At 34.9% G+C, this 20,655-nt stretch carries 24 protein-coding genes; all 24 read right to left on the minus strand.

The window, feature by feature from the left end; all coding sequences use genetic code 11:
- Positions 1–114 precede the first annotated feature (114 nt).
- The 24 genes from PG840_RS11300 to PG840_RS11415 all read right to left on the minus strand — a co-directional run bounded on the left by PG840_RS11300 (position 115) and on the right by PG840_RS11415 (position 20,631).
- Complete coding sequence (locus PG840_RS11300; protein ID WP_044963416.1) at positions 115–567, minus strand: hypothetical protein; 453 nt, start codon at positions 565–567, stop codon at positions 115–117.
- 13 nt (positions 568–580) lie between these two features.
- A complete protein-coding gene (locus PG840_RS11305; protein WP_021739117.1) occupies positions 581–2,413 on the minus strand; it encodes a DNA/RNA non-specific endonuclease in 1,833 nt (610 codons plus the stop codon).
- Positions 2,414–2,472: 59 nt separating this feature from the next.
- The gene (locus PG840_RS11310; RefSeq protein ID WP_004612655.1) at positions 2,473–2,727 is read right to left on the minus strand and encodes a hypothetical protein; all 255 of its coding nucleotides are present in this window, start codon (positions 2,725–2,727) and stop codon (positions 2,473–2,475) included.
- A 16-nt stretch (positions 2,728–2,743) separates the two neighbouring features.
- Positions 2,744–3,169, minus strand: a complete 426-nt coding sequence (locus PG840_RS11315; protein WP_021739116.1) for a DUF5082 domain-containing protein — start codon at positions 3,167–3,169, stop codon at positions 2,744–2,746.
- Positions 3,170–3,202: 33 nt separating this feature from the next.
- Positions 3,203–3,499 carry a DUF4176 domain-containing protein gene (locus PG840_RS11320; RefSeq protein WP_022250347.1) on the minus strand — a complete coding sequence of 99 codons (297 nt, stop codon included), beginning with the start codon at positions 3,497–3,499 and terminating at the stop codon, positions 3,203–3,205.
- Between the two features lie 46 nt (positions 3,500–3,545).
- Positions 3,546–4,106: a T7SS effector LXG polymorphic toxin gene (locus tag PG840_RS11325; protein WP_022250348.1), complete on the minus strand. Its 561-nt coding sequence runs from the start codon at positions 4,104–4,106 to the stop codon at positions 3,546–3,548.
- Between the two features lie 15 nt (positions 4,107–4,121).
- Complete coding sequence (locus PG840_RS11330; protein ID WP_118263109.1) at positions 4,122–5,531, minus strand: Mbeg1-like protein; 1,410 nt, start codon at positions 5,529–5,531, stop codon at positions 4,122–4,124.
- A gap of 16 nt (positions 5,532–5,547) precedes the next feature.
- Positions 5,548–6,384 carry a DUF5037 domain-containing protein gene (locus PG840_RS11335; RefSeq protein WP_226972154.1) on the minus strand — a complete coding sequence of 279 codons (837 nt, stop codon included), beginning with the start codon at positions 6,382–6,384 and terminating at the stop codon, positions 5,548–5,550.
- 54 nt (positions 6,385–6,438) lie between these two features.
- Positions 6,439–6,873 carry a DUF5082 domain-containing protein gene (locus PG840_RS11340; RefSeq protein WP_044963414.1) on the minus strand — a complete coding sequence of 145 codons (435 nt, stop codon included), beginning with the start codon at positions 6,871–6,873 and terminating at the stop codon, positions 6,439–6,441.
- A gap of 10 nt (positions 6,874–6,883) precedes the next feature.
- Positions 6,884–10,414 (minus strand): type VII secretion protein EssC, encoded by a 3,531-nt coding sequence (gene essC, locus PG840_RS11345; RefSeq protein WP_270613656.1) that lies wholly within the window; start codon positions 10,412–10,414, stop codon positions 6,884–6,886.
- Positions 10,321–11,049 (minus strand): hypothetical protein, encoded by a 729-nt coding sequence (locus PG840_RS11350; RefSeq protein WP_270613657.1) that lies wholly within the window; start codon positions 11,047–11,049, stop codon positions 10,321–10,323. Before PG840_RS11350 ends, essC begins: the two co-directional genes overlap by 94 nt.
- Positions 11,046–12,197 (minus strand): type VII secretion protein EssB/YukC, encoded by a 1,152-nt coding sequence (locus PG840_RS11355; RefSeq protein WP_021739110.1) that lies wholly within the window; start codon positions 12,195–12,197, stop codon positions 11,046–11,048. The genes PG840_RS11350 and PG840_RS11355 overlap by 4 nt, the downstream gene beginning before the upstream one ends.
- Before the next feature lie 29 nt (positions 12,198–12,226).
- The gene (locus PG840_RS11360) at positions 12,227–12,523 is read right to left on the minus strand and encodes a DUF4176 domain-containing protein (protein ID WP_021739109.1); all 297 of its coding nucleotides are present in this window, start codon (positions 12,521–12,523) and stop codon (positions 12,227–12,229) included.
- A gap of 26 nt (positions 12,524–12,549) precedes the next feature.
- Complete coding sequence (locus PG840_RS11365; RefSeq protein WP_022250354.1) at positions 12,550–13,092, minus strand: hypothetical protein; 543 nt, start codon at positions 13,090–13,092, stop codon at positions 12,550–12,552.
- 14 nt (positions 13,093–13,106) lie between these two features.
- On the minus strand, positions 13,107–14,528 hold the full coding sequence (locus PG840_RS11370; RefSeq protein WP_021739107.1) for a hypothetical protein: 1,422 nt from the start codon (positions 14,526–14,528) through the stop codon (positions 13,107–13,109).
- Positions 14,529–14,532: 4 nt separating this feature from the next.
- Positions 14,533–14,832, minus strand: a complete 300-nt coding sequence (locus PG840_RS11375) for a hypothetical protein (RefSeq protein ID WP_044963412.1) — start codon at positions 14,830–14,832, stop codon at positions 14,533–14,535.
- Between the two features lies 1 nt (position 14,833).
- Positions 14,834–15,118, minus strand: a complete 285-nt coding sequence (locus PG840_RS11380; RefSeq protein ID WP_021739106.1) for a TIGR04197 family type VII secretion effector — start codon at positions 15,116–15,118, stop codon at positions 14,834–14,836.
- A gap of 28 nt (positions 15,119–15,146) precedes the next feature.
- The gene (locus tag PG840_RS11385; protein WP_021739105.1) at positions 15,147–15,383 is read right to left on the minus strand and encodes a hypothetical protein; all 237 of its coding nucleotides are present in this window, start codon (positions 15,381–15,383) and stop codon (positions 15,147–15,149) included.
- Entirely contained in the window at positions 15,352–15,807 is a 456-nt protein-coding gene (locus tag PG840_RS11390) for a type VII secretion EssA family protein (protein ID WP_021739104.1), read from the minus strand. The genes PG840_RS11385 and PG840_RS11390 overlap by 32 nt, the downstream gene beginning before the upstream one ends.
- Positions 15,808–15,865: 58 nt before the next feature.
- The gene (locus PG840_RS11395; RefSeq protein WP_004612715.1) at positions 15,866–16,168 is read right to left on the minus strand and encodes a WXG100 family type VII secretion target; all 303 of its coding nucleotides are present in this window, start codon (positions 16,166–16,168) and stop codon (positions 15,866–15,868) included.
- 55 nt (positions 16,169–16,223) lie between these two features.
- Entirely contained in the window at positions 16,224–18,620 is a 2,397-nt protein-coding gene (locus PG840_RS11400; RefSeq protein ID WP_021739103.1) for a hypothetical protein, read from the minus strand.
- Between the two features lie 236 nt (positions 18,621–18,856).
- On the minus strand, positions 18,857–19,036 hold the full coding sequence (locus PG840_RS11405) for a hypothetical protein (protein ID WP_021739102.1): 180 nt from the start codon (positions 19,034–19,036) through the stop codon (positions 18,857–18,859).
- Positions 19,037–19,088: 52 nt separating this feature from the next.
- Positions 19,089–19,802 carry a class B sortase gene (gene srtB, locus PG840_RS11410; protein WP_173867548.1) on the minus strand — a complete coding sequence of 238 codons (714 nt, stop codon included), beginning with the start codon at positions 19,800–19,802 and terminating at the stop codon, positions 19,089–19,091.
- Positions 19,803–19,872: 70 nt separating this feature from the next.
- Positions 19,873–20,631, minus strand: coding sequence for an SPL family radical SAM protein (locus PG840_RS11415; protein ID WP_226972155.1), 759 nt, complete (start codon positions 20,629–20,631; stop codon positions 19,873–19,875).
- Positions 20,632–20,655: the final 24 nt, after the last annotated feature.

A 20,655-nucleotide genomic window follows, 5' to 3' on the forward strand; every position in this document is an offset into this window, starting at 1 on the left:
AAAAGAAAATACCGATAAAGCCCCTAAAATAGGGAATATATCGGTATTTACCAACTTATGAAAAAATACGCAGAAAATTAGTGGGATTTTTTAAGGAATAAAAGTCTATATTGTTTATATGTTTTTTTCAGAATTATACCATTCTTCTAAAATATCATATGCTGTCTTATCTTTATCATTGCTAAACACTGTTTCATAACAATAATCTGCATTTAATCTATTCTTTAACACATCATAAGTAAGTTTAATTTGTGTTGGCATCTTTTTTTTATATTTCTGACATAATGTTATTAATGATTTAATATCGTCATTAATAATAGCTATTGTAGCTCTCTGTCTATCTACTGACACATCATACTCTTCTTCGTTGCCATTTATCACATCATTTAGTCTATTCTTTTTCACTACTTGCCCATTTACCTTATAAAAAAAGCCACTTGACAGTATATTATTTTCAAAAGAACAATATATATATACTTTTTCGGCTCTATCTTCTACGTATTCTAAGCAAATAGAAACCATATCTGCTTGAAGTTCTGAAAAATAATCCTCAAATATTTTTTCCATGATATCCTCCAATCTAATTAAAAATATTCTGAATAGTAGCATCTCCATCAATTATATATTCTACAATAAATTCCGTTGGGCGTAAACCATTTTTATCATATCTAACTTCAACGTTAACAGCAACTTCCTTTCCCTGTTTTATTGCCTGTGCCCATATATTTTCAATTTTTCGATAATCGCTTAAATTGACATGTTGAGACTGAGAAACCATATTATCTAACTTGGGAGAACCGCCAAAGCGATCTCCAGCCAAGTGTCCCGCATGATCTCCTTTTAATTTCCCAGGAGTTTTTGCTACATGGTTTAATCTCTTTTCACGTTGTGTTAATTGTAAGTTTTCAGTATTCCAATTAGATATCCTACCCAATTCATCTGTTTCATAGTTATAGTTGAATTCACCTGTCTGATATTTAATACTAGACTTTAATTTTCCAGTTTTATCAAATGGTATCTCTGTAAAAATTTTCTGACTAGTTTGAACATTACTCTTCAATACATCTAATCTACCTTGATTAGAATTTATTGTGATACTATCTCCCAGTTCTTCAATATCCACCTTTCTCGCCACATCTCCAATTTCCGATACTGAACTATTTGCTAGGTTTCCTGACAGGACTCCTTCTACCACATTACTTCCCAGCATTGCCAATATACGGCTGTCTGTACTTTGATAGATTGCATCATAAGCTTTATCTTCTGCCACATTGCCAATCAATATCCTTCCACCATCTACGGCGATAGTTTTAAATTTTGCAGCACCTGTTGCCCCTTTTAAAATACCACTCATCGGTAATGCCATTGCCGAAATCATAGTACTGGCATTTCCTATAGTATAATATAAATCCGGATTTCCTGCAAACAGTGTATCACGGATAGGGTTTTCTGCCATTGTAAATCCGTCCCCGGAAAAGCCAAGGGATATATTATTCATTCCTTCTGTTGCGTTCGATAATCCATATAAGGTAGATGTTCCTCCTACAATAGCCCCTCCAAGCACAATAGGGGCAGCCGCACCCGCTGTTGCGAAAATCAATGCTGTTCCCACTGTTGCGGATACGATGCCTGCAAGAAGCTGTTTCAATCCTTCTGCTTTCCTATCATCAGCAAGTTTATCGTTCATTTTATCTTCAAACTTTTTCATTGCCTCTTCGTACTGAGCCATGTTCTGAGCTACAAAATTTCCACTTTCTTCATAGCCCATCTGCAGCCTTTGATATGCCGGCAGCATTGCAATAGAACCAGCCTGATAATTAGTTACTGATACAGCAGAGCTTCCTGTTCTTGCTATCAGAATAGACCTTATAGACTCCATCATGGAGTCCATATTCTGTGTGTCATTTTGATGCGTTTCCTCATAATCACCAATATCACTGTTTAAAGTTTTAACACGACTTTCCATCAACTGATAAGAAAGTACTAAAGATAAACCTGAAGGTTGGACAACTGAAACAATGTCACTAACATTGGAAATGACGCTATTGATTTCTTCCCTTAAATTTTCAAAGTCTTCCCGTCCATTCTCCAATGCTTTCTGTTGTTCCTCCAATATTTCTTGTGGAATCTCAGCCTCATAAGAAGAATCAATTCCATAATATCCCTCTGCATATACCGAAAGACGTACCTGAAACTCAGTTAAGAGTTGCTGTAGTGATCCAATCACAGGAATATGTACTTCTTGTATATAATTCTGTATGCTTTTCCCGGTTTCCCCTTGGATGCATGGTGTTACTACAATCGTTTCTAATGCCTGATAAACCGTCTCTAATTGTGTTCCCCATTCACTCAACTGGCTAATCATCTGATTTTGTACTTCCAACAACTCTTCAATTTTCACATGGTATCCCATAACACACCTCCTCCTTGGGTGCTTCTTTTCAAATTCTATATGTTCCAACCGCTAAATGTCTATCGTTTTATTAAGGATTGTTCTGCATAAGTCATACAGGTACTGACATCTTGTAGTTTTCCCACATCTTCCTGCAATAAAGTTTTATAACTTCCAAACAGTTCTGATAAAGTCTGATAGGTTTCTAAAAATGCTGCTAAAGATTTCATATTTCCTGTAATTTCCGGTTGTTCTTTACTTTTTTTAATACCTTGGCTGGCTACAGATAACGCTGACACATTCGAATTATAAGTTAATTTATTTAATTCAATCATTGACAGTCCCCCTTACCTAATTAAGCAATGTTTCAATATAATTTCCCAAAGAGTTAATCTGACTTTTTAGCCAGCCAATCACTCCTTCTTGATCATAAATCTGATTTTCCAATCTTGTGATTTCATCCATAATCGCATCTACGGCTTGATCAGTTTCATCATAATATGTTTGATAACAAGGTTTAAGCTGTTCCTCAGCAATTCCTTCATACTCTTCTTTATTAGATCCTTTCCAACTGCTACATGAAAGTTTTTGCGTAATGTCAAATTTCTCCGACTCTATATTGAGTTTATAAGTCTGCAGTTTCTGTTTTGCACCTTCCAAACGCTCAATTTTCTTTTCTAATCCCTGAATTTCATTTTGACACTCTGAAATCCTATAGTTTGCTTGATTAATTTCATATTTTGCAGATGAAATAGCAGCTTGATTTTTATTTGCCATGAATCACACCTCCCTGTCCAGAAAGCAAAAGTTTTATGACTCATTTTCTATTTTTAATAATCCATCCAAATGTTCTTTTAAACTTTTTTGCATTCTGAAATCATCTTCATCTTGAAACCCTTTTTGAATTACTTCTTCAATATCCTCGTGGTTTAGATATAACACGTTTTCTCCAATCAAGCCTTCTGGATAAGTACAAGCAACATAATCAAAATATTTTTGCTCTCCCTTGAAAATTGCTACAACACCTCTTCCAATCAAAACAAGCTTTTTTACACTTCCTTTTACAATAATTACAGAACCTAATGGTAAAAACTTTTCTTCTTTCATTGCATTCATACCTCTCATATTTAAAATAAAACAGAACGTTTCTTAATTATTTAGAAAATTTCATTCGCATTAAAGTTATTCCTTCATCAAGTAAACTCATATCATTCGCATGTGACACATCATATTCTCCAATTTTTTCGTTAATGTCTGTCAATGTAACCATAAGTGTATCAATTTTCTCTGGAACTTGAAACTCGATGGAATAACTGAATAAATCATCTACTTTACTAAGTTCATCTACGATATTCTCATAAATGTCAGTATAACTTTCTTTATATAAGTTTAATTGTTTCTGCTGTCTTTCTAACACATCTTGTTTAATAATTGCTGTATTTGACTCCTCAAGTTCCATAAATCCTAGTACGTATTTAGAATAATTTTCTTGGAATAGATCTAGAAGAGCTTCTATCTCTGTTTTTATTGGCATATGAATATTTTTTATGTTATCTTTTAATTTTGTACCAGCTTCACCTTGCAATTCGTTTGTATCTCCTAAAACTTCCAGAGTTTTTCCAACCTCTTGTAGCTCTTCTTTCCAACGCTCAATTTGTTCCTGCGATTTAAGCTGTAAGCTTAAAATTTCTTCCATTCTAAGATAATATCCCACATTCTTCCCCCTCTCTTATAATATATCTTTTTCTTTAAGAAGCATAAGTTTTCCCGCTTCTCTATAAGAGTCTGCACTTGCTATAAGAAATGTTTTATACATTTTCATCAAATGATCCAGGTTCTGATATGTTTCTGTCATATTGTTAAGAGATATAAGTTTACTTTCCATATCCAAATGCCCATAAGTACTTGTAATCCTCCCCGCTTTCTTTTTGAAATCATTTACTTGTCTAAAATATGGATTTTTAAATAGTGCAATAAAATCCACACCTGCTGCCGCCCATTTAGAAATTCCTCTTTCAATGGAATCCCAAATTTCCATTCCTATATGGACGCCATTTTGAAATGTATCTATAAAGTACTTGCATACTTTCTTTCCAAATTCCTTTGTATTTTCGGATTCTTTTGCCAAAAGAAAAAGATTTATTAAGAAGATTCCATCTACAGCCAAATTCCGTACTACTCCAGGGGCTTCATTTTCTATTTTTCTTATGACTACACCAACCGTTTTTGCAAAGTCATCCATCTTACCATTTTGGAAAAATTCTGTATCGTGTTCCATCATCCAGCGCCAGACAAAACCGGTATCATGTTTTTGAAACAGAGCGCCATCTGTCAATTTTTCCAAATCATATATTTCATAAACCCTATCGTCTGTTCGTATAGATTGGAACATTTCATCTGGCATTTGATTAAGTAAATTTCCGATAAAAGACCATTGATAGTGTTTCACATGGGAAGCCATATTATCAATTTCTAAAGCATGTGACAAAAGATATTCATCGGAGTATCCTGGTCCGTCCAAATTGTAAATCGTTCCCACTTTGTTCTGCATGTTTGCAGGCACTGTAATTCCAGCATGCTGTGACAGATTTCCACCTAGAGAATGCCCCGAAAAATCAAATGTTGTATAATTATCCCCATATTTTTTATTCATATCTTTCACAAAGTTCTGTGCTGCTTTCTGCTGTTCCGTTAAAATATTATTGAATAAAGCGATATCTGCATTGATCCAGTCTTGACGTAGCTGATGCGTAGTGTCACTTTCACTTCCTCGGAAACCGAATATCGACTGACCTTCTCCACAATCAATCATACATCCATAAAATCCCGAATTTGCATTATCATCTTTTACTTCCACGATCTCCCACTGTGCATATTCTGAATTTTTTATCTCCTCTATAAATGCCTTTGCTTCCTCGAAACGCATCTGCTCGTATTCACTCAATTTTGTCGTTTTGGGATCTTTATTTCCATATACTCGATTAATATATTGTTTTTTTATACTAGGTGACACTCTAAAAATATTTTCCAACGTTGCTGAACCGTATCTATCTACCGCGTCCTTTATATCATCATTTTCAATATTCATATATGCTATCTGTGAAGCCACAAGTGCATCTTTATCTGTTGTCAAACCCATATACAACGCCTTCCTTTTATTTATATTTTTCCTGCTCTTTTCCCTGTTTTGCTGCTTTGAACACCTCTAAAGAATCATCAAATACCTTTGAACCACTCCGCATAATCGTTCCAAAATAAGGCTGCTCTTCAATAGCTTTGTCTAAACGACTTCCTCCATTTCTAGGTGCACTTGTCTCCAATACTTTTTCTGCCTGCCGAAAGTTCTTTTTGTCTAGGTAATAAATATAAAGTAGTGCTTCCCCACCCAGCTTCTCTCGAAACAATTCCTCGTACATTTTATACTCCTCTTCATCGGTCTTATCCATCATTGTCGTAGCATCTATATAAATACGTATAGCCCCCAAGGTTCTTTCATCCGGATTACCTGCATAATTACGTAGATTAACGTAGTTTTCCCAATTGGAGACTTCTTCTACAGGCATATTTTGCCATTTTTCCCACTCATCTTCTTGTGACCAGATACGTCCTTGGATATAGTATCTTTTCGCCACTTGTGAAATCACTTTTTCTGTTTTTTTCTCCATCTGCTTTGCTAACAGACGTTCCACATACCCATCTCCAAGAGGGCCTACTTCTAGTCCAAAATCTTCTGTATAAAAATAGCTTCCTTCAAATGGATGTTTTGGATCACTTTTTGCAATACATGTTGCATAAATTGCTCCATTATCTGATGGTAACAGTTTAGGTTGATTCCAAGACAGTACTTCAAATTCTTCTCCGTATTTTTCCTGTAAATGACTCTCTATCGCTTTTGTTATAACTTCTTTTTTCGTATCCATTCCACATCCTCCCAACATCATGATTAAGAAAAGACTCACTAATAGTGCTGATTTATATCCTCCTCTTTTCAAACCGATTCCCTCCTATCTGTGGCACTTTTCTAATGAATAGTTACACGGCTTTTGCTAATTTAGTAGTTTTGTAAGCCAATTATCCAAATCATTAAGTACCATCTTCAATTGTCCAATGATGCCTTCATGCTCATATCGTTTGTTCTCCAATTGTGTAATTTCATCATTCAATGCATCTTGTAAGCTATCTACATCCTGTTTGAAAGCATCACAATCTTCCAATACTTTTATTACTTCCCCATCAAAAGACTCTCTATTGCTTCCACACCATGTAAAATAATTCATAGATTCAATAGTTCCCGCCATGTTACTGATTGTCGTACCTATTTCTTCCTTTTTTGCACTTACTGCATCCCTTACACTTTTAAGTCTTTCAATTTTTTCTTCTAAACTTTCGATAGTTATTCTGTTATCTGCTATTTGCGCATTACATTTTGATATTCTTTGCTTACATTCAGCAATTTCTACCCCATTTTTATCCTTATCCATAAAATTCTCCCTAATATTTTGGAACCCGCACTTTAACATAAGCTCCATTATGGAACAATAAACCATCTTTAAACTGTGGAAGTTCCTTGGCTGAATTAATCGGGAACATTGTTGTTGTTCCCTGATTTCCAAGAAGTAAACCTTCTGTTGTGTTTTTCGCAAATTTCGTCACTTCGTCAAATCCTTTCATCTTTCCGGAATGTGCAGTCAAAATGATACTGATACCAACACCTGCTGCCTCATTCAGAATAGGAGCCAAAGTTATCGCCTGTGTTTTGGTCAATTCCACAAAATTATCCCAATCGTCTACAATCAAGCTAAACGGCTGCAATTCCCGGCAGATTTCCTTTGGATTTAACGTCGGATCCATTTCTAATGATTCCTTGACTTTTTGATTTCTTTCTGTGATCTCTGCCTTGAGTGCATCTATGAGCAGTGGCACCATTGCCTGATTTTCTATATAAACAACTTTTTCTGATGTTTTATAGGAATAAAGTTCCATAGCTTTGGAATCTACCAGATAGATTTTTCCTTTTCCTAGCATCTGATCGAGAATGACCTTCAATACGTTTGTCTTACCTCTTGCTGCTTCACCAAGAATCGTAAATGGTGTATTTCCAAGCTGGAATCCGCAGGCACACACAGCTTCTTTTTCGAGTCCAACATAAATATCCTGCTCTGTATGAGGATATTCTTTCATATCTGCAAAGAACAAGTTTTCTGGAAGAACCGGAATTCTTGGAGCTTGTTCACCTGGATACAGAGCATCAATATTCTGTATCAATTCTTTAATTTTATCCTTATATTCCAATTCTGTTTCAAACTTGACCATGCTGTAAAGCTGCATTACACTTATCATATTGTCATATTTCAAAAGAGCTCGTCCTTTTGTTTCTGATTGTTTATAAGTGCTTCTTCCAACAATTAAATTTACATCTGACTCATCAAACAGATATCCCGCCACTTTGTTTTTAAAATTGTTGTAGGTAGAATATTTCATGCCATTGCTTCTGGTAGCAGTTGCAATCACAAAAATCCCAAGTCCATAACCATCACGGGAAATCTTTTGGAAAAATTCTTCAGCCTCATATCCAAGTTCTTTTACTACATCAAAATTGTCAATCACAAGAACAATTGCTTTCATTTTCTCTGCAGAAACCTGATTGTAAACTTCAAAATTCTGTACTACTTCATCTGCCAGTTTTTTCTTTCTCTCTCTGATTTCTTTCTGCAAAATCCCCATTAACTTCTGGAATCTTTCCGAGTCATCAAATACAATATAATCTGCCACATGAGAAAGTTTGTTTAATGGCATCAGACCACTGTTTCCGAAATCCAAAATATAAAAATTCAAATCCTGCACGCTATTCTGCATAGCCAAGGACAAAACCGCAGTTGTCAAAAAGACGGTTTTCCCATATCCTGCTGAAGCAATATACAGCAAATTCCCATCTTTGATAAAATCAACATCATATGGAATCTGTTCCTGTTTTTCCGGAATATCAATGAGTCCCATAGCAATTTTCATGTTCAATTCTTTTGGGGTTGCACGAATCAGTTCCTGTGGGCTTACAAGTTGTTCCGGTAGTGGTGGAAGCCAAGGTTTTTTCACCTCTTTTACATCTTGTGTTTCATAATACTCGTGAATATAGCGTACTACTGCGTCCAACTGCGTTTTTACTACTTTGTTGTTTTCTTTCGTATCACTTAAATCTTGATTTACCAATTCCCCTTGTCCGATTTCATTGAGTACATAAACCCGGTCATCGACTTTTTCTTTCTGTTCTTCTTCATTATAAGCAGCTCCACTCCACGCAGATTGGAACAATTCATAGATTTCATTATTACCCACTTGCAGATAGGCACGTCCAGGCAGCGTAATGTTTGCTGCATCTGCCGTTTTTAAAATTTCTTTACTGTCTGCTTCGTTCTGTACTTTAAGTGCCAACTTAAATTTTGAGTTTGACCAAATCTGATCATCTACTACACCTGTAGGTTTCTGAGTTGCCAAAATCAAGTGTACACCAAGGCTTCGTCCAATACGGGCAGCAGATACCAGCTCTGACATGAATTCCGGCTGTTCCTTTTTTAATTCAGCGAATTCATCACTGATCAGGAATAAATGTGGAAGAGGTTCTTCTGCCTCTCCATTTTTAAATAACTTATTATAGTTATTGATATGGTTCACATCATATTGATTAAAGATACTTTGTCTTCTTGCTAGTTCACTTTTGATAGATGCCAACGCACGCATACTCTGGGAACCATCCAAGTTCGTAATCGTCCCCAATAAATGTGGAAGGGCTGTAAACATCTTAGACATACCGCCTCCCTTATAGTCAATCAAAAGGAAGGCAACCTCATAAGGATTGAAATTTACAGCAAGTGAAAGAATATACGATTGTAAGATTTCTGATTTTCCGGAACCTGTTGTACCTGCAACCAGACCATGCGGTCCATGAGCTTTCTCATGAAGATTCAAATACACATAATCTCCGGCTGCTCTTGCACCAAGCGGTACTGCCAATGATTTTGAAGAATTATTTTTTCTCCATCTTTCTTCAATCCGAAGTTGTGATGGTCGTTCCACCTGATACATTTGGAAGAAAGTAATACTGTTCGGTATCTGTGCACTAATCCCCTGCATGTGTTCTAGCACACCCAGATTTCTTCCAAGCCACTCTAAAGGAATTTCCTGCATATTATGAAGCCTGAACTTTTCCTGCTTTTCTTCCCGTTCATCAATCAGCAGAAGTCCATCTTCTGAGTTTTTCAGCATTGCAATAGTTCCTATATTTTCTGGCAGATTTGCCCTTAAATGAGAGGTATAAATGATAGAAAATCCTAAATTATACCCTTCCTTTTCCAAATACTCCATGATGGAATGATCCATAATCCATTTTGGCTCATCAATCAGAAAGAGAAAGTGTGGTAGAAAAGTACTCTCTTTTTTGCTTTCCTCTTCTTTTTGCTTCCTGTCTTTTAAAATCTGATATAGACTTCCTAAAATCTGATCTCTTTTGTTTTCTGAATTGATCATTGCAACGCTGTTTACCGTATGGATTTTAAAATGCGGATACCAGCGCATCCACTGGAAATCTTCCTGATAAGCTTCATCATAGATTGCAATAATTTCCAAATCATGATAACTGTGAAAGAACGTGAGCTGGCAAATGAGTGCCTTTATTTGCTCATGTATTACACTTTTTTCTCCTACCAGGCCAAGATGAGCCTTTTTCAAATCGATAACTACCGGTTTTTCAATGACAGAAAATTCTTTTTGAATCGCTTTTGCCTCATCTTCCAATATATCTGGTTTCGTTTTTAATTCATCAAGTTTCAGCTGAATTTGAAGCTGTGGATGTGTTTTTTCTACTCCCAATGATACTTTTAGAAAATCTTCGTCATTATAATTTCGCTCATAAATTCTAGGGCTGTATTCTTCAATCATATTCCGGATTTCAGATACAGACGGATAATTATATTCATAGGCTTCTTTTTCTTTACAATAGGCATGATAGATTTCTTTTCGTTTCCGCAATAGATACTGCTTATAGGTTTTTCTCTCAGAATTTTGTTTTCTTTTAATTCTTTCTTATCACTGAAAAAACGCATAATGGAAACAACTAAAGACATCCCCGTACCGGCAACCGCCATCACTACAAATAATCCACGCTTCATAATCACACTAATTGCAATGGTAATGCAAATCATAATCACAGGTGGCAATATTAGCTGAACAAGTCCGCCTTTTTTACGATCCATCAATTCTTTTGGCTTCTCTAATTGAATTTTTTCTTCCTGTACTCTTTTGATAATTCTTGGAGAACGTTTATACTTCGGAAAGCCTTCAAACGGGACTCTGGAATCTTTCATAACAGGAAGTTGCGTATGTATTTCAGAAATATTCCCTTCTATAAGAATTACATTTTCCAACAAAATAACAGAAATATCTCCAATTGTTAAAACATCTCCATTTTCCAGTAACACCTTGTCTTGCTGTATCACCTTATCATTTATAAGCAAAACATCTTCCGTTTTTTTATGAATAGAAATTTCTTTTCCTTTTACAATAATATCGACCTTACACTGTGGAAAAACGATATCTGTTTTCCTTGAACCTATAGTAAAGTAATCGGGACGAAATAATCTTATTCTTCCTGTTTCCATTTTCATTCTCCATCCCCCTCAGTATCCCCTGTAGTTATATCTTCATAGTTATTTTGATCTTCCGTTTCATATTTTTCCATCAGGGGTTCCATTTTCTTTGTAATTTCATTCAGCTTATCGGATTTTTCTGCACCTGTTAATTCTGTATTTTCTTCTGTTATTGCTTTTTCTTTCATATATGCATATAAAAGTAATTGATCATCTGAAAGTCGTAGTGCAATATCAGCAGCCTGTTCTGTATCGCTTCTTCCCAGATAAATCCAGTAATCTAATTTCGACTCTGTATCATTCAATGTCATTTTAGCTAAAATATTATCTTTTTGCTCTTGTGTAAGATTTTCGCTACGGACATATGCATTCGCAAGCATAAATTTCTGTGGGGCTGTCATGTTCTGCACCTTGACATTTCTCATACAGTCTATACATGTAACATAATCAGACTGAACATATGCATCACTAAGCTCTATAACGGCTCTTTGATAAGGTTCTTTTGCTATGCGGTCATATCCTATGTATCCAACTGTCCCAAACAATACGAACCCGAGAACTGCTGCTGTTACTTTTAATGTTGTCACCTTGTTTTTTGGTATCAGAACTTTCTTCTCTCTACGGTCTTTCTTAATTCGTTCATACTCTTCACAAAGTATCTTTTGTATGTCTTCTACCGTGGTTCCTGACTGTACTTGTCCTAACACCCCTTCTTTCCCTAAAAGCTGCATACCTCCCTGCAGATAATCCTCAAATGTATATTTATTCTGTAAAGCATATCCAATAATTGCTTTATAGGCATTTAAGAACTGTTTCTCTCGGTCTGTACTTGCAGACAAAACATCTCTGCTTTTCGCTTTCACACTTCCATGAAGATCATAAAACAGATTTTGGGGCTGCAAAGAAAAAGAATATTTTTCTATGTATTTTTTAAGATTTCCAATATCATCTAAAACTAAAAGGATATCAGGAAGGTCTTCTTTTCGAATCTCCATGAACGGTCTTCGGTTTTCTAAATCATATGTAATTTCTAATTCTTCGCTCTTTTCCTCTATATGCGACTGTAAAAATCCATGTTCCGGATAGGTGATCCATTGATATTCAAATGCATCTTTTGCTATAACTTCTGATTTTTTAATAACTTCTTTTATTACTGTATCTTCCATAACCTTCCTCACCTTCAAGTAAAATAATTCTAATCTGCTTTAATTTTTAATTTTGGATACTTTATTTTATCTTTTTGTAACTCATATTGTTTCAAAAATTCTTTTTCCATTTCATCTACATACCCTGTAAAATAGATTTCTTCTATATCTTCATGGTTAAAAAAATATGTCATCTGACTATTTTGTCCTTGCGGATACAAGCACCCTGCATAGTCAAAATAACCTATGGTTCCTTCATTATTATATAAAGGAACTCTTGATATAATCATAATTTTCTGTTCTCCATCTTTTAATCTTATAACACTTCCAAGTGGCAATACATTCATAATTCTTCTCCTTTTCAATAAGTATATTATATATTTTTATAATATTTATATCGAGCAATAGGCTTCGTATATAGATAACTTTCTAACAACAAGATTGTTAGAGTCCATATAATAAAATGACAAACTGTTACGACTGCACTATACGGACTAATAATCATCATTAAAGGTCTATATGCAAAACAAATTATTAACAATATTATAACTAAACATGTATTACTTCCAAGCTGTTTTTTCCCTTCTTTGACGAATTGTTCAATTTCAAGTTTCGAGCAAGTATATTCAACTGCCGTTTCTTTTATTAATCTGTCCAATCTTTTTTTACCTAGATAAAACAAAATCTGTCCAGCAATAATTCCCAGTATCAATGTTGTCCAATATAAAATATTAACATTCGTTTTTATTTGGACATCAATTTTATTTAAAACAAAATAAATAATCATAGATGCACCCGCAACTAATCCCACTTGCAGCCCACCACTTCCTTTATTTTTCATAGCATAAATCTGTTGTGTTTCATTTGAATAATAATAATTCATCCCTTTTTCTGAATTAAAATATAAAAGCATCATTCTTAAATCCTCCATCACGCAAAAGCATTACCTAATCCATCAAAAAATCCAGATACTGCTTTTCCTACATTTGATAATCCTTTCTTTACATCATCAACCGCTTCATTTATTTCTTTCCCTATATCTTTTATCCCAAGCCAATTATTCTCATACGCATGGTCAAAAACTCTACTACCAAATACTGCGATTGCTGCACCTGCTGCAATTCCAATAGCAGCAACACCGATAGGTCCTACTGCCAATGTTGCTGCTGCAGCTGTTCCTGCCATAGTGCCCAATTCCCCGGCAATCAAACCAACGCCCAAGTGTCCAGCAGCTTTTACCGTTGCATCACCAACTTCTTCTCCTGAAATAAGTTGACCGCTAAAATCTATAGCTGCGCCTATAATAGGCATTCCGACTTTTCCAAAAGAGTGTAATTTTGTACCTGTATTAATTAACTTTCCACTTTGTTGAGCAAATGAATTACTTAATATAACAAAACTATTTTCTGTTGCAGGTCCCTGAATTCCTGTAGACAAAAATATTTCCCCCAATTTTACTACAGATTTACCACCTGATTCAAAAACTTTTGATATTATATCCATTTGCATATTATCCTTAATTTCATTTGGTATTTGTCCAATATTTTTCAGCATTTCTTTTAATAAATCAGCTGGTATTTCAGCATTTGGATTTTTTTGATACAATTCATATAGTTCTGACCACTCTTTTAAAGTTATATTCGGAACTTTCTTTTTTAATTTTTTAACATATTCTTCCATTTCCTTTTCTAGTTTTTTTGTTCTATCATTCCATCGTAATTGAACAGTTTTTTTCCATTCTGGAGTGTCTAATGAAACAGAAAAACCAGTTCCATTCCAACCTTTTTGTATAGCCACAATTCCTTCATTCACAGTATCATATAAAGTAATGCTTTCTGAAAACAACGAGGCCGTAGTATTTTCTATATCATATAATTTCTGTATTTTTTCATTCAACTCTTCAATAAGCGTTTGATTTTGATTAATAGAAATTTGATATTGAAAAATCATTTCTTGATACCAAAAACCATACTTTATCTTCATTACATCGTTTTGCATATTGCTTTGCATTAAACTAATATTTTTTTCTAAAAATGTATTCGTGGATATAAGAGCGTCTCTTTTTGCTATTAATTCTTCCTCATCAAGATTTTCATCTCCAACTGTACTTTTCAGATTTTCATGTTCTTGAATTACAGACTCATTCGCACAAATAAGGCCTTGAATAACAGCTTCGTGATTTCCTAACTGGTATTTCATGCTATCCCAGGCTGCTCCTTTAAGTTCTGTATTCTGTACAAATTGTGAAATTGTTTGCAATGCAGATAATAAATCTTTGTTATCAAATTCCAGATTTTGAATAATACTATCTGCCTGTCCTTTTATAGAACCTGGATAAAGTTTTAATCCCATACTTTTACCACTCCTCGTTTTCCTGCTCTTTCTCTAGTTTTTTCAGATTACTTTTCAAATCACTTTCTATTTCTGAAAATTTTGAATCTTTAAATGTCTTTGCCTCCCATACCGATTGTTGAAGCTTAGAGATACTCTTGCAAAATTCTGTATCATGCTTAAATTGAAGAAACATATCTGAAAAAATATTTTCTATTATTTTATCCTGATAATTGATTTCATCTTTACTTTCTTCTAATGTTCTTATCGCTTTTTTATAGTCGTCAATTTTATCCTGTAACTGTCTTTTTTCATTATCTTCCATATTAATCACCTAATAAACCAGCAGTTAATATATTAGCAATACTCTGATCCACTTGCTCAAATGTCTTACCTAAAGTTTTTATATGTTGTGCATCTTGCTCTAACGCATATCTATAAGCTGATTTTTGAGTCTGGCTTGTTTCATATGCCGTAATAGAATTTCCTTTGGCAGTAATATTTGACTCTGTATCTTTTGATATTTCTTTCTCCTGTAAACTATTTGCATTTGCTGAAATTGTATCTGAACTGCTTGAAGCAACCTGCGTATTGCTTTGTATATTACTCATATTCTATTTCCCCTTTCCATTTCTTATTTTATAATATTTGCAATATATCACCATAGAATATCCCAGCTTCTTCATAAGTAAATTCTTTCGACACAAACATTCCTGTACGCATAGATCTTAATTTGTCTTCATCACCAACAGCTATATTTATTTGACCTGCTTCCTTTAAAATCTGTAAGGTTTCACAAATCTTTTGTTCAGAATTGACCATAATATCTTTGTTGATTTGATATTTAGTACTCGTAAGTGTAATTGTTAATTGCATCTTCACGTCTCCTTTTCCTTCTTTTGTCAAAAACCAGGAAGAAAATAAAAAAGAAAAGTATGAGCATAATACCTGTTATGGCAATATTTACGCCCAACGCATTATCCTCTTTCTCAATTTCTTCTTTCTTTACTTCTGAACCTGTATATAAAAACAGTTGATCCTGTATTCTTTCGTATTCATCTTTTCCACTTTCTAAATCTGTTTCAAACAACTTTTTTTCTATTTTCTGATAGGCATCATATTCTTTTAAATGCACCTTTTCAATTTTCTCTTCATATTGATCTGTAAACAAATCTATTCCATAAGTATCCGTTAAGGAAGAATAGGTTTCATTCTTTTCCTGTAATACAGAGGTATCGAACTCAATGTTGCTATTAATATTTTTTTCAAGTGCTTTTCCTGTGTCATCCATTTTTCCCATACATACGTTCCTCATATTTTCAAAAAGCCGTCGGGAAAATCCCGACGGCTCTCTGCTACTACATCGCTCCAATTTTCCCTGCGATTTCCTGGTCGATGCTCTGCATTGCTGCGGATACATCACGTAACTGCTGTGCAATTGATGTGATAAGATCTGATGTAGCTGTAAAACTTGGTTCTAAAGATTGGAACTGGTCATAAAATGCCTGGCTGCTGTGACCGGCCCATTCATCACATAAGGATGTTACCATGTTTCTCATCGTAGAAACCACTTGGTTGAACTCCTCACATCTGGTATTAAATTCTGCTGCCTTTGCCTCCATCTGTTCCGGGCTTAATTTAATGTTGTTTACATCTGCCATAATGTACCTCCTTTGAATGCTTCTCCTTTTTTTATATGCAATGCTGCCAAACAGCTTATTGCTCTGGTTTTTTATTTCTAAAGTATCTCAAAATCAAGAATATAATAAGTGCTGTTAAAAGTACTGCAAAAACAATATAAATGAAATACGATGTTATATTACTTTCCTTTTCTGTATTCGCAGAAACTGCTTTTGCCGAAGATTCTTTTACTTCTTCTCCGCCCACTATCTTTTCCTTTTCTTTTGAAACATCATTTAAAGCTACTGGCTTAGCGATAAATTGATAAGCCTGTGTATATTCCATACTTCCCAATCTTGTATATGGAAGCTTTGCTGAAAAGTCAGCTAATATATTTTGATTTTCTTTACTGGTGGTTGTCTTGGTATTTTTTGCTGCACTCAAGCCGTCTTCCACCGCTTGATTTGAGGCGTCTTTTGCATCCTGAATACCTTTCTGAAGAGTATTGATATTTTCTTCTGTTGTAGTATAGACTTTATTTGCATAATCCACATAAGACATATTATTTTCTATCAAACTCTTCTGAAGCAGTCCGTTATTCTGTTTTATTCCATTTACATTTTCTGCAATATATTCATCTTGTACAGATGGTGCAAATGACTTCAGCTTTTCATTAAACTCGTGGATATAGACTGATTCAGCCTCATATTTTTGTTGCAGGATACCATTGAAGTTTTCTTGGTTCTTCTGCATTGGATCTACATAAAAATCCTGGAATACATTTTTTATTTCCTGCCCATTTGTTGTCTGCTCATTCCCAAGTTCTGTTTCAAAGGCTTTCACCTGCTTTCCATAATGCTCCAGTCTCTCTTGAATTGTAGTAGGTTGATTTGTCCCTGGATCAATAATCATATTCCCTGCTTCATCATATCGATAATCTTTATATTCCTGCAATGCAGTCACCTCTCGCGGTACATTTTCAATCACGGAATTAATGTACTGCTGAAAAGCATTCAAATCACCATCAAACACAATTTCATGAGTTTTGTCAAGCGCCAAACTTCCATTTCCTGCGTCACTCACAAAAGCACTTATAGAAGAATACCCAAGACTATTACACATAGCTATCATATTCGGATCTTGCTCACATTCCGCAAGTGCTGTCTGCACCGATTTTGCAGTTGTATATACTTTCGGAATTTCTATACCCAAATCAGGATCTTTCTCTATAATTTCAATAGTTTCCTGCTCATTTGCTGCCGCTGCAAGTTTACTGGTAATAGCACTCCATAACTGTTTTGTCGTATCTGCCTTTTGATTTTCTTCGGAGTCGGGAACATCTGCAAGGGTTATAGATAATTTTGGTGAATCCGAAGTAGCGTAATGTAATTCAAAAACCCCTTCACTTTTTTCCTCTAAAATCAATCCCGGATTTGCTGCTTCAATTTTCTTTGCAAACTCAGCTAAGCGGTCAGTCAGCTGATTTGGTAATCCCTGATTATAAGTCTCTATCGATTTTCCTAATTCACCTGCTATAATATCCGGCTGCCGTTTCAAATCTTCAAGCATGTTTCCAACTGTATTTCCTGGTTTTTTATTCAAAACTTCGTCCAGTTTATTATTTGCAGTATCGACTACAGAATTTCCCTCTTCATCTTTAAATACATCTAGCTGTTTTGTATATTCAGCCAAGGATGTAAGCTGTTCTGAAAGACTTCCTCCTTCCGTCTGCATATTCTGCAGTTGTGATTGTGCCTCTTCTACACACTTTTTGTACTGTGAATCAAGATCAGTTGCTAAAGCCGTATTTTTCTCTACATATTCTTCTACATTTAATGGTTCTGTTGTATTTTCTTCTCTTTTTAATTCCGGAATCTCAACTAATTGTACCAAATCATGCGACTGTATACTCTCAATGGCATCTTTATCTTTTAAATCATTATTCATAACTGTAGCAGCACCATCTTGAGCCTTATGGAACTCAGAAAGAATATTGTTCAAATACATATAGCTCAAACTGTCATTCAAAGAATTTCCAAAACTCATCACATCATATAACAAATGATACTGAGACTCTCCTGAAAGATTTTTATTTAAAGCATATTCAAGTTGAGCTGCTTGTGGTGTTGTATTAAGACTAACAACATTTTGTGAAAATCCGGCTGGTATGATTATGTAAGCACCATATTTTCCGTTTGTTAATCCTGTTCTTGCTTCCTCTAATGATGAATATTCAAACGAAGAGCTGGGAAATTGAACAATCTTATCTGCATAATTTATTTTTTCCTCTGCTGATGTTGTCCCCTCATCCAGATTGACTACCGCAATTTTTCTTGACTCCTGTTTCGTGTTTTCTCTTTCAGCAACTGGGGCAACTACTTGTTTTACATCAGGTCCTTTTTGATTTGTTTGTCCAAGGAAATATCCCAAAGTTCCTACAAGCCCGATACATCCAACAGCAAGCAGAACTGCAACGACTTTTTTATATTTCATTACAAATCATTCCCCTCCTTATCTTTGGAATTACATTTCAAATGCTTTTAATGCATTTTTTATTTAGCCCATTTTACCATAATCTTCCATTTCTCACAATATTTTTTTGACAGAATGGATATTTTTTTCACAATAAAGGAAGGAATTCATTTACTTTTCTAGAAAACTGCACATCATCAAAAAAACTTAGTGATAAAATGGTTCTGCTCACATCCTGTCTATTTTGATTCATCGTTTTAATCTTTATAATTATCCGAAATAATTCTAATTGTTGGTAAAGTCAGTCCTGTTTTTGTTACTGCGTAAATACAACTACTTATTTTTTTAATGCCTCGATATCCAAAAAACTCCAGATATTCTTCATGTGATATTCCTTGAAAATCAAATTTTCTTGTATCAATTTCAATTAAATACACCTAGTATCCTCCTTTTCCAATCTGCTTTTTTAATATCTTGTTTCTGGTATCTTCATGATGTTTTTTCTTTCAAATATGCTTTTATAATAATTCTGACATTTGCTTTTGCACTACAGGTAGACAATATGATTTCATTTCCCTTATTATCCTCAACATATCCTCTTTCTATCTGATAAATCTCACTATCTGCCGACACCTGTTCACAAGTTGTAATCTGATAGTTCAAAGTTCTTCCATCCGGTAAATAAACCTCCATATCCGTGTGCTTCTGGAAAAAATCAATATCCTGATAATTTCTCAACACATGAAACATACTCCCGTCTTTCATGTTATGCCCATAAATAATATTCTTACTATCCGAGAAATCCCGTTCGTTCCGATAATCAAGAAAAATACTTCCTGCAATGTTATAAGTTTTTTGTACGGTATGGTTTAAATAATAGGAATTATCTTTCCCTCTCACTACTGGATATTCCAACACCCCCGGAATCCGAAGCCACGCTACAATATCTGGGTTAATTGCCTGCAGAGAAGCAAAATCCACCGTTACAGTTTCTTCCTGCTTTTCTCCTTCCTTATCATCTTCTGCAACATTTGGTTTCGTATTTTCCGGATCCCTTGTATTCTTCTCTACTTTTACATATTCTTGTAACTGTTCATATTCCCGTTCTGCTTTTTGATATTCACTAATAATCTGATAAATCCAGACTCCTGCTGCCAGCAAGATCACGCTTAATATCCCAAGTAAAAAGTATTCTTTTTTCATCTGCTTACCTCCAACGTAAAAAAGCGGCAGCATACCAAAACTGATATGCTACCGCCTGCACTTATGCCCCTTATTTTCTTAAATTACAGCAATCCAGTGGGTTTGGATTGATATGCTGTTTCCAATATTCATAATGTTCTGTGACATCTTCACAGACCGTCAACGGAAGATGAATTTTTTCCAATATCCTGATTTTTTCTTCCAATGGTAAATGCCAGTACCCACTCTGACGCAGAACATATTTCTGGTAATCCAAGTCCGGAAACCACTTTTTAATCCATCCATTCACCCGAAGAAATTCTACCAAAACTTTGTCTACCGGCAGCCTATTTAAGTAATCAAAATCCAAATACTCCTCAATCAGAGGGCTTAATCGTAATGTGACATCAAAGCCCTCTTCCTGTAATTTTAACAATGCCCTTAACCGCTTTGACGGACTACTTGCCTTTTCATAGGCAAGAGCCTTTTTATCATCAAAACAGGTAATGGTGATCTGGATATGTGCCAGCTTCGGATCATAAAGTTTCCGGTATCGTTCCTCTCCTGCCAGATGGGATTTTGTCACAATCAGATACCCAATACCATATTCATTTAACTGTTCTATGGTTTGATAGGTAATCTGTTCCTGACTTTCCATCGGCTGAAAGCAATCTGTCATGCCTCCAAGTCTTAAAATGGTTCCCGGTGGCACCTTTTCCAATTTTCTCCGGATTTTCTGGATATCTGCCACTCTTGGATTTTCTGCGTTCCAAAGTCCGCGGAAATCCAAAAGGCTGCGTGCATAGCAGTAGGAACAATTATGCATACAGCCACAGCCATAAGTATCCAATCTGGTCGGATACCTGCATTTTTC

The sequence above is a fragment of the Coprococcus sp. AM97-35 genome, assembly GCF_027697525.1.
Taxonomy (GTDB): Bacteria; Bacillota; Clostridia; order Lachnospirales; family Lachnospiraceae; genus Allocoprococcus; species Allocoprococcus comes.

Coding starts and splice junctions, on each gene's coding strand:
- PG840_RS11300 (WP_044963416.1), bottom strand. CDS start 567: ATGGAAAAAATATTTGAGGATTATTTTTCAGAACTTCAAGCAGATATG.
- PG840_RS11305 (WP_021739117.1), bottom strand. CDS start 2,413: ATGGGATACCATGTGAAAATTGAAGAGTTGTTGGAAGTACAAAATCAG.
- PG840_RS11310 (WP_004612655.1), bottom strand. CDS start 2,727: ATGATTGAATTAAATAAATTAACTTATAATTCGAATGTGTCAGCGTTA.
- PG840_RS11315 (WP_021739116.1), bottom strand. CDS start 3,169: ATGGCAAATAAAAATCAAGCTGCTATTTCATCTGCAAAATATGAAATT.
- PG840_RS11320 (WP_022250347.1), bottom strand. CDS start 3,499: ATGAAAGAAGAAAAGTTTTTACCATTAGGTTCTGTAATTATTGTAAAA.
- PG840_RS11330 (WP_118263109.1), bottom strand. CDS start 5,531: ATGGGTTTGACAACAGATAAAGATGCACTTGTGGCTTCACAGATAGCA.
- PG840_RS11340 (WP_044963414.1), bottom strand. CDS start 6,873: ATGGATAAGGATAAAAATGGGGTAGAAATTGCTGAATGTAAGCAAAGA.
- PG840_RS11350 (WP_270613657.1), bottom strand. CDS start 11,049: ATGAAAATGGAAACAGGAAGAATAAGATTATTTCGTCCCGATTACTTT.
- PG840_RS11355 (WP_021739110.1), bottom strand. CDS start 12,197: ATGGAAGATACAGTAATAAAAGAAGTTATTAAAAAATCAGAAGTTATA.
- PG840_RS11360 (WP_021739109.1), bottom strand. CDS start 12,523: ATGAATGTATTGCCACTTGGAAGTGTTATAAGATTAAAAGATGGAGAA.
- PG840_RS11365 (WP_022250354.1), bottom strand. CDS start 13,092: ATGATGCTTTTATATTTTAATTCAGAAAAAGGGATGAATTATTATTAT.
- PG840_RS11370 (WP_021739107.1), bottom strand. CDS start 14,528: ATGGGATTAAAACTTTATCCAGGTTCTATAAAAGGACAGGCAGATAGT.
- PG840_RS11375 (WP_044963412.1), bottom strand. CDS start 14,832: ATGGAAGATAATGAAAAAAGACAGTTACAGGATAAAATTGACGACTAT.
- PG840_RS11380 (WP_021739106.1), bottom strand. CDS start 15,118: ATGAGTAATATACAAAGCAATACGCAGGTTGCTTCAAGCAGTTCAGAT.
- PG840_RS11385 (WP_021739105.1), bottom strand. CDS start 15,383: ATGCAATTAACAATTACACTTACGAGTACTAAATATCAAATCAACAAA.
- PG840_RS11390 (WP_021739104.1), bottom strand. CDS start 15,807: ATGGGAAAAATGGATGACACAGGAAAAGCACTTGAAAAAAATATTAAT.
- PG840_RS11395 (WP_004612715.1), bottom strand. CDS start 16,168: ATGGCAGATGTAAACAACATTAAATTAAGCCCGGAACAGATGGAGGCA.
- PG840_RS11400 (WP_021739103.1), bottom strand. CDS start 18,620: ATGAAATATAAAAAAGTCGTTGCAGTTCTGCTTGCTGTTGGATGTATC.
- srtB (WP_173867548.1), bottom strand. CDS start 19,802: ATGAAAAAAGAATACTTTTTACTTGGGATATTAAGCGTGATCTTGCTG.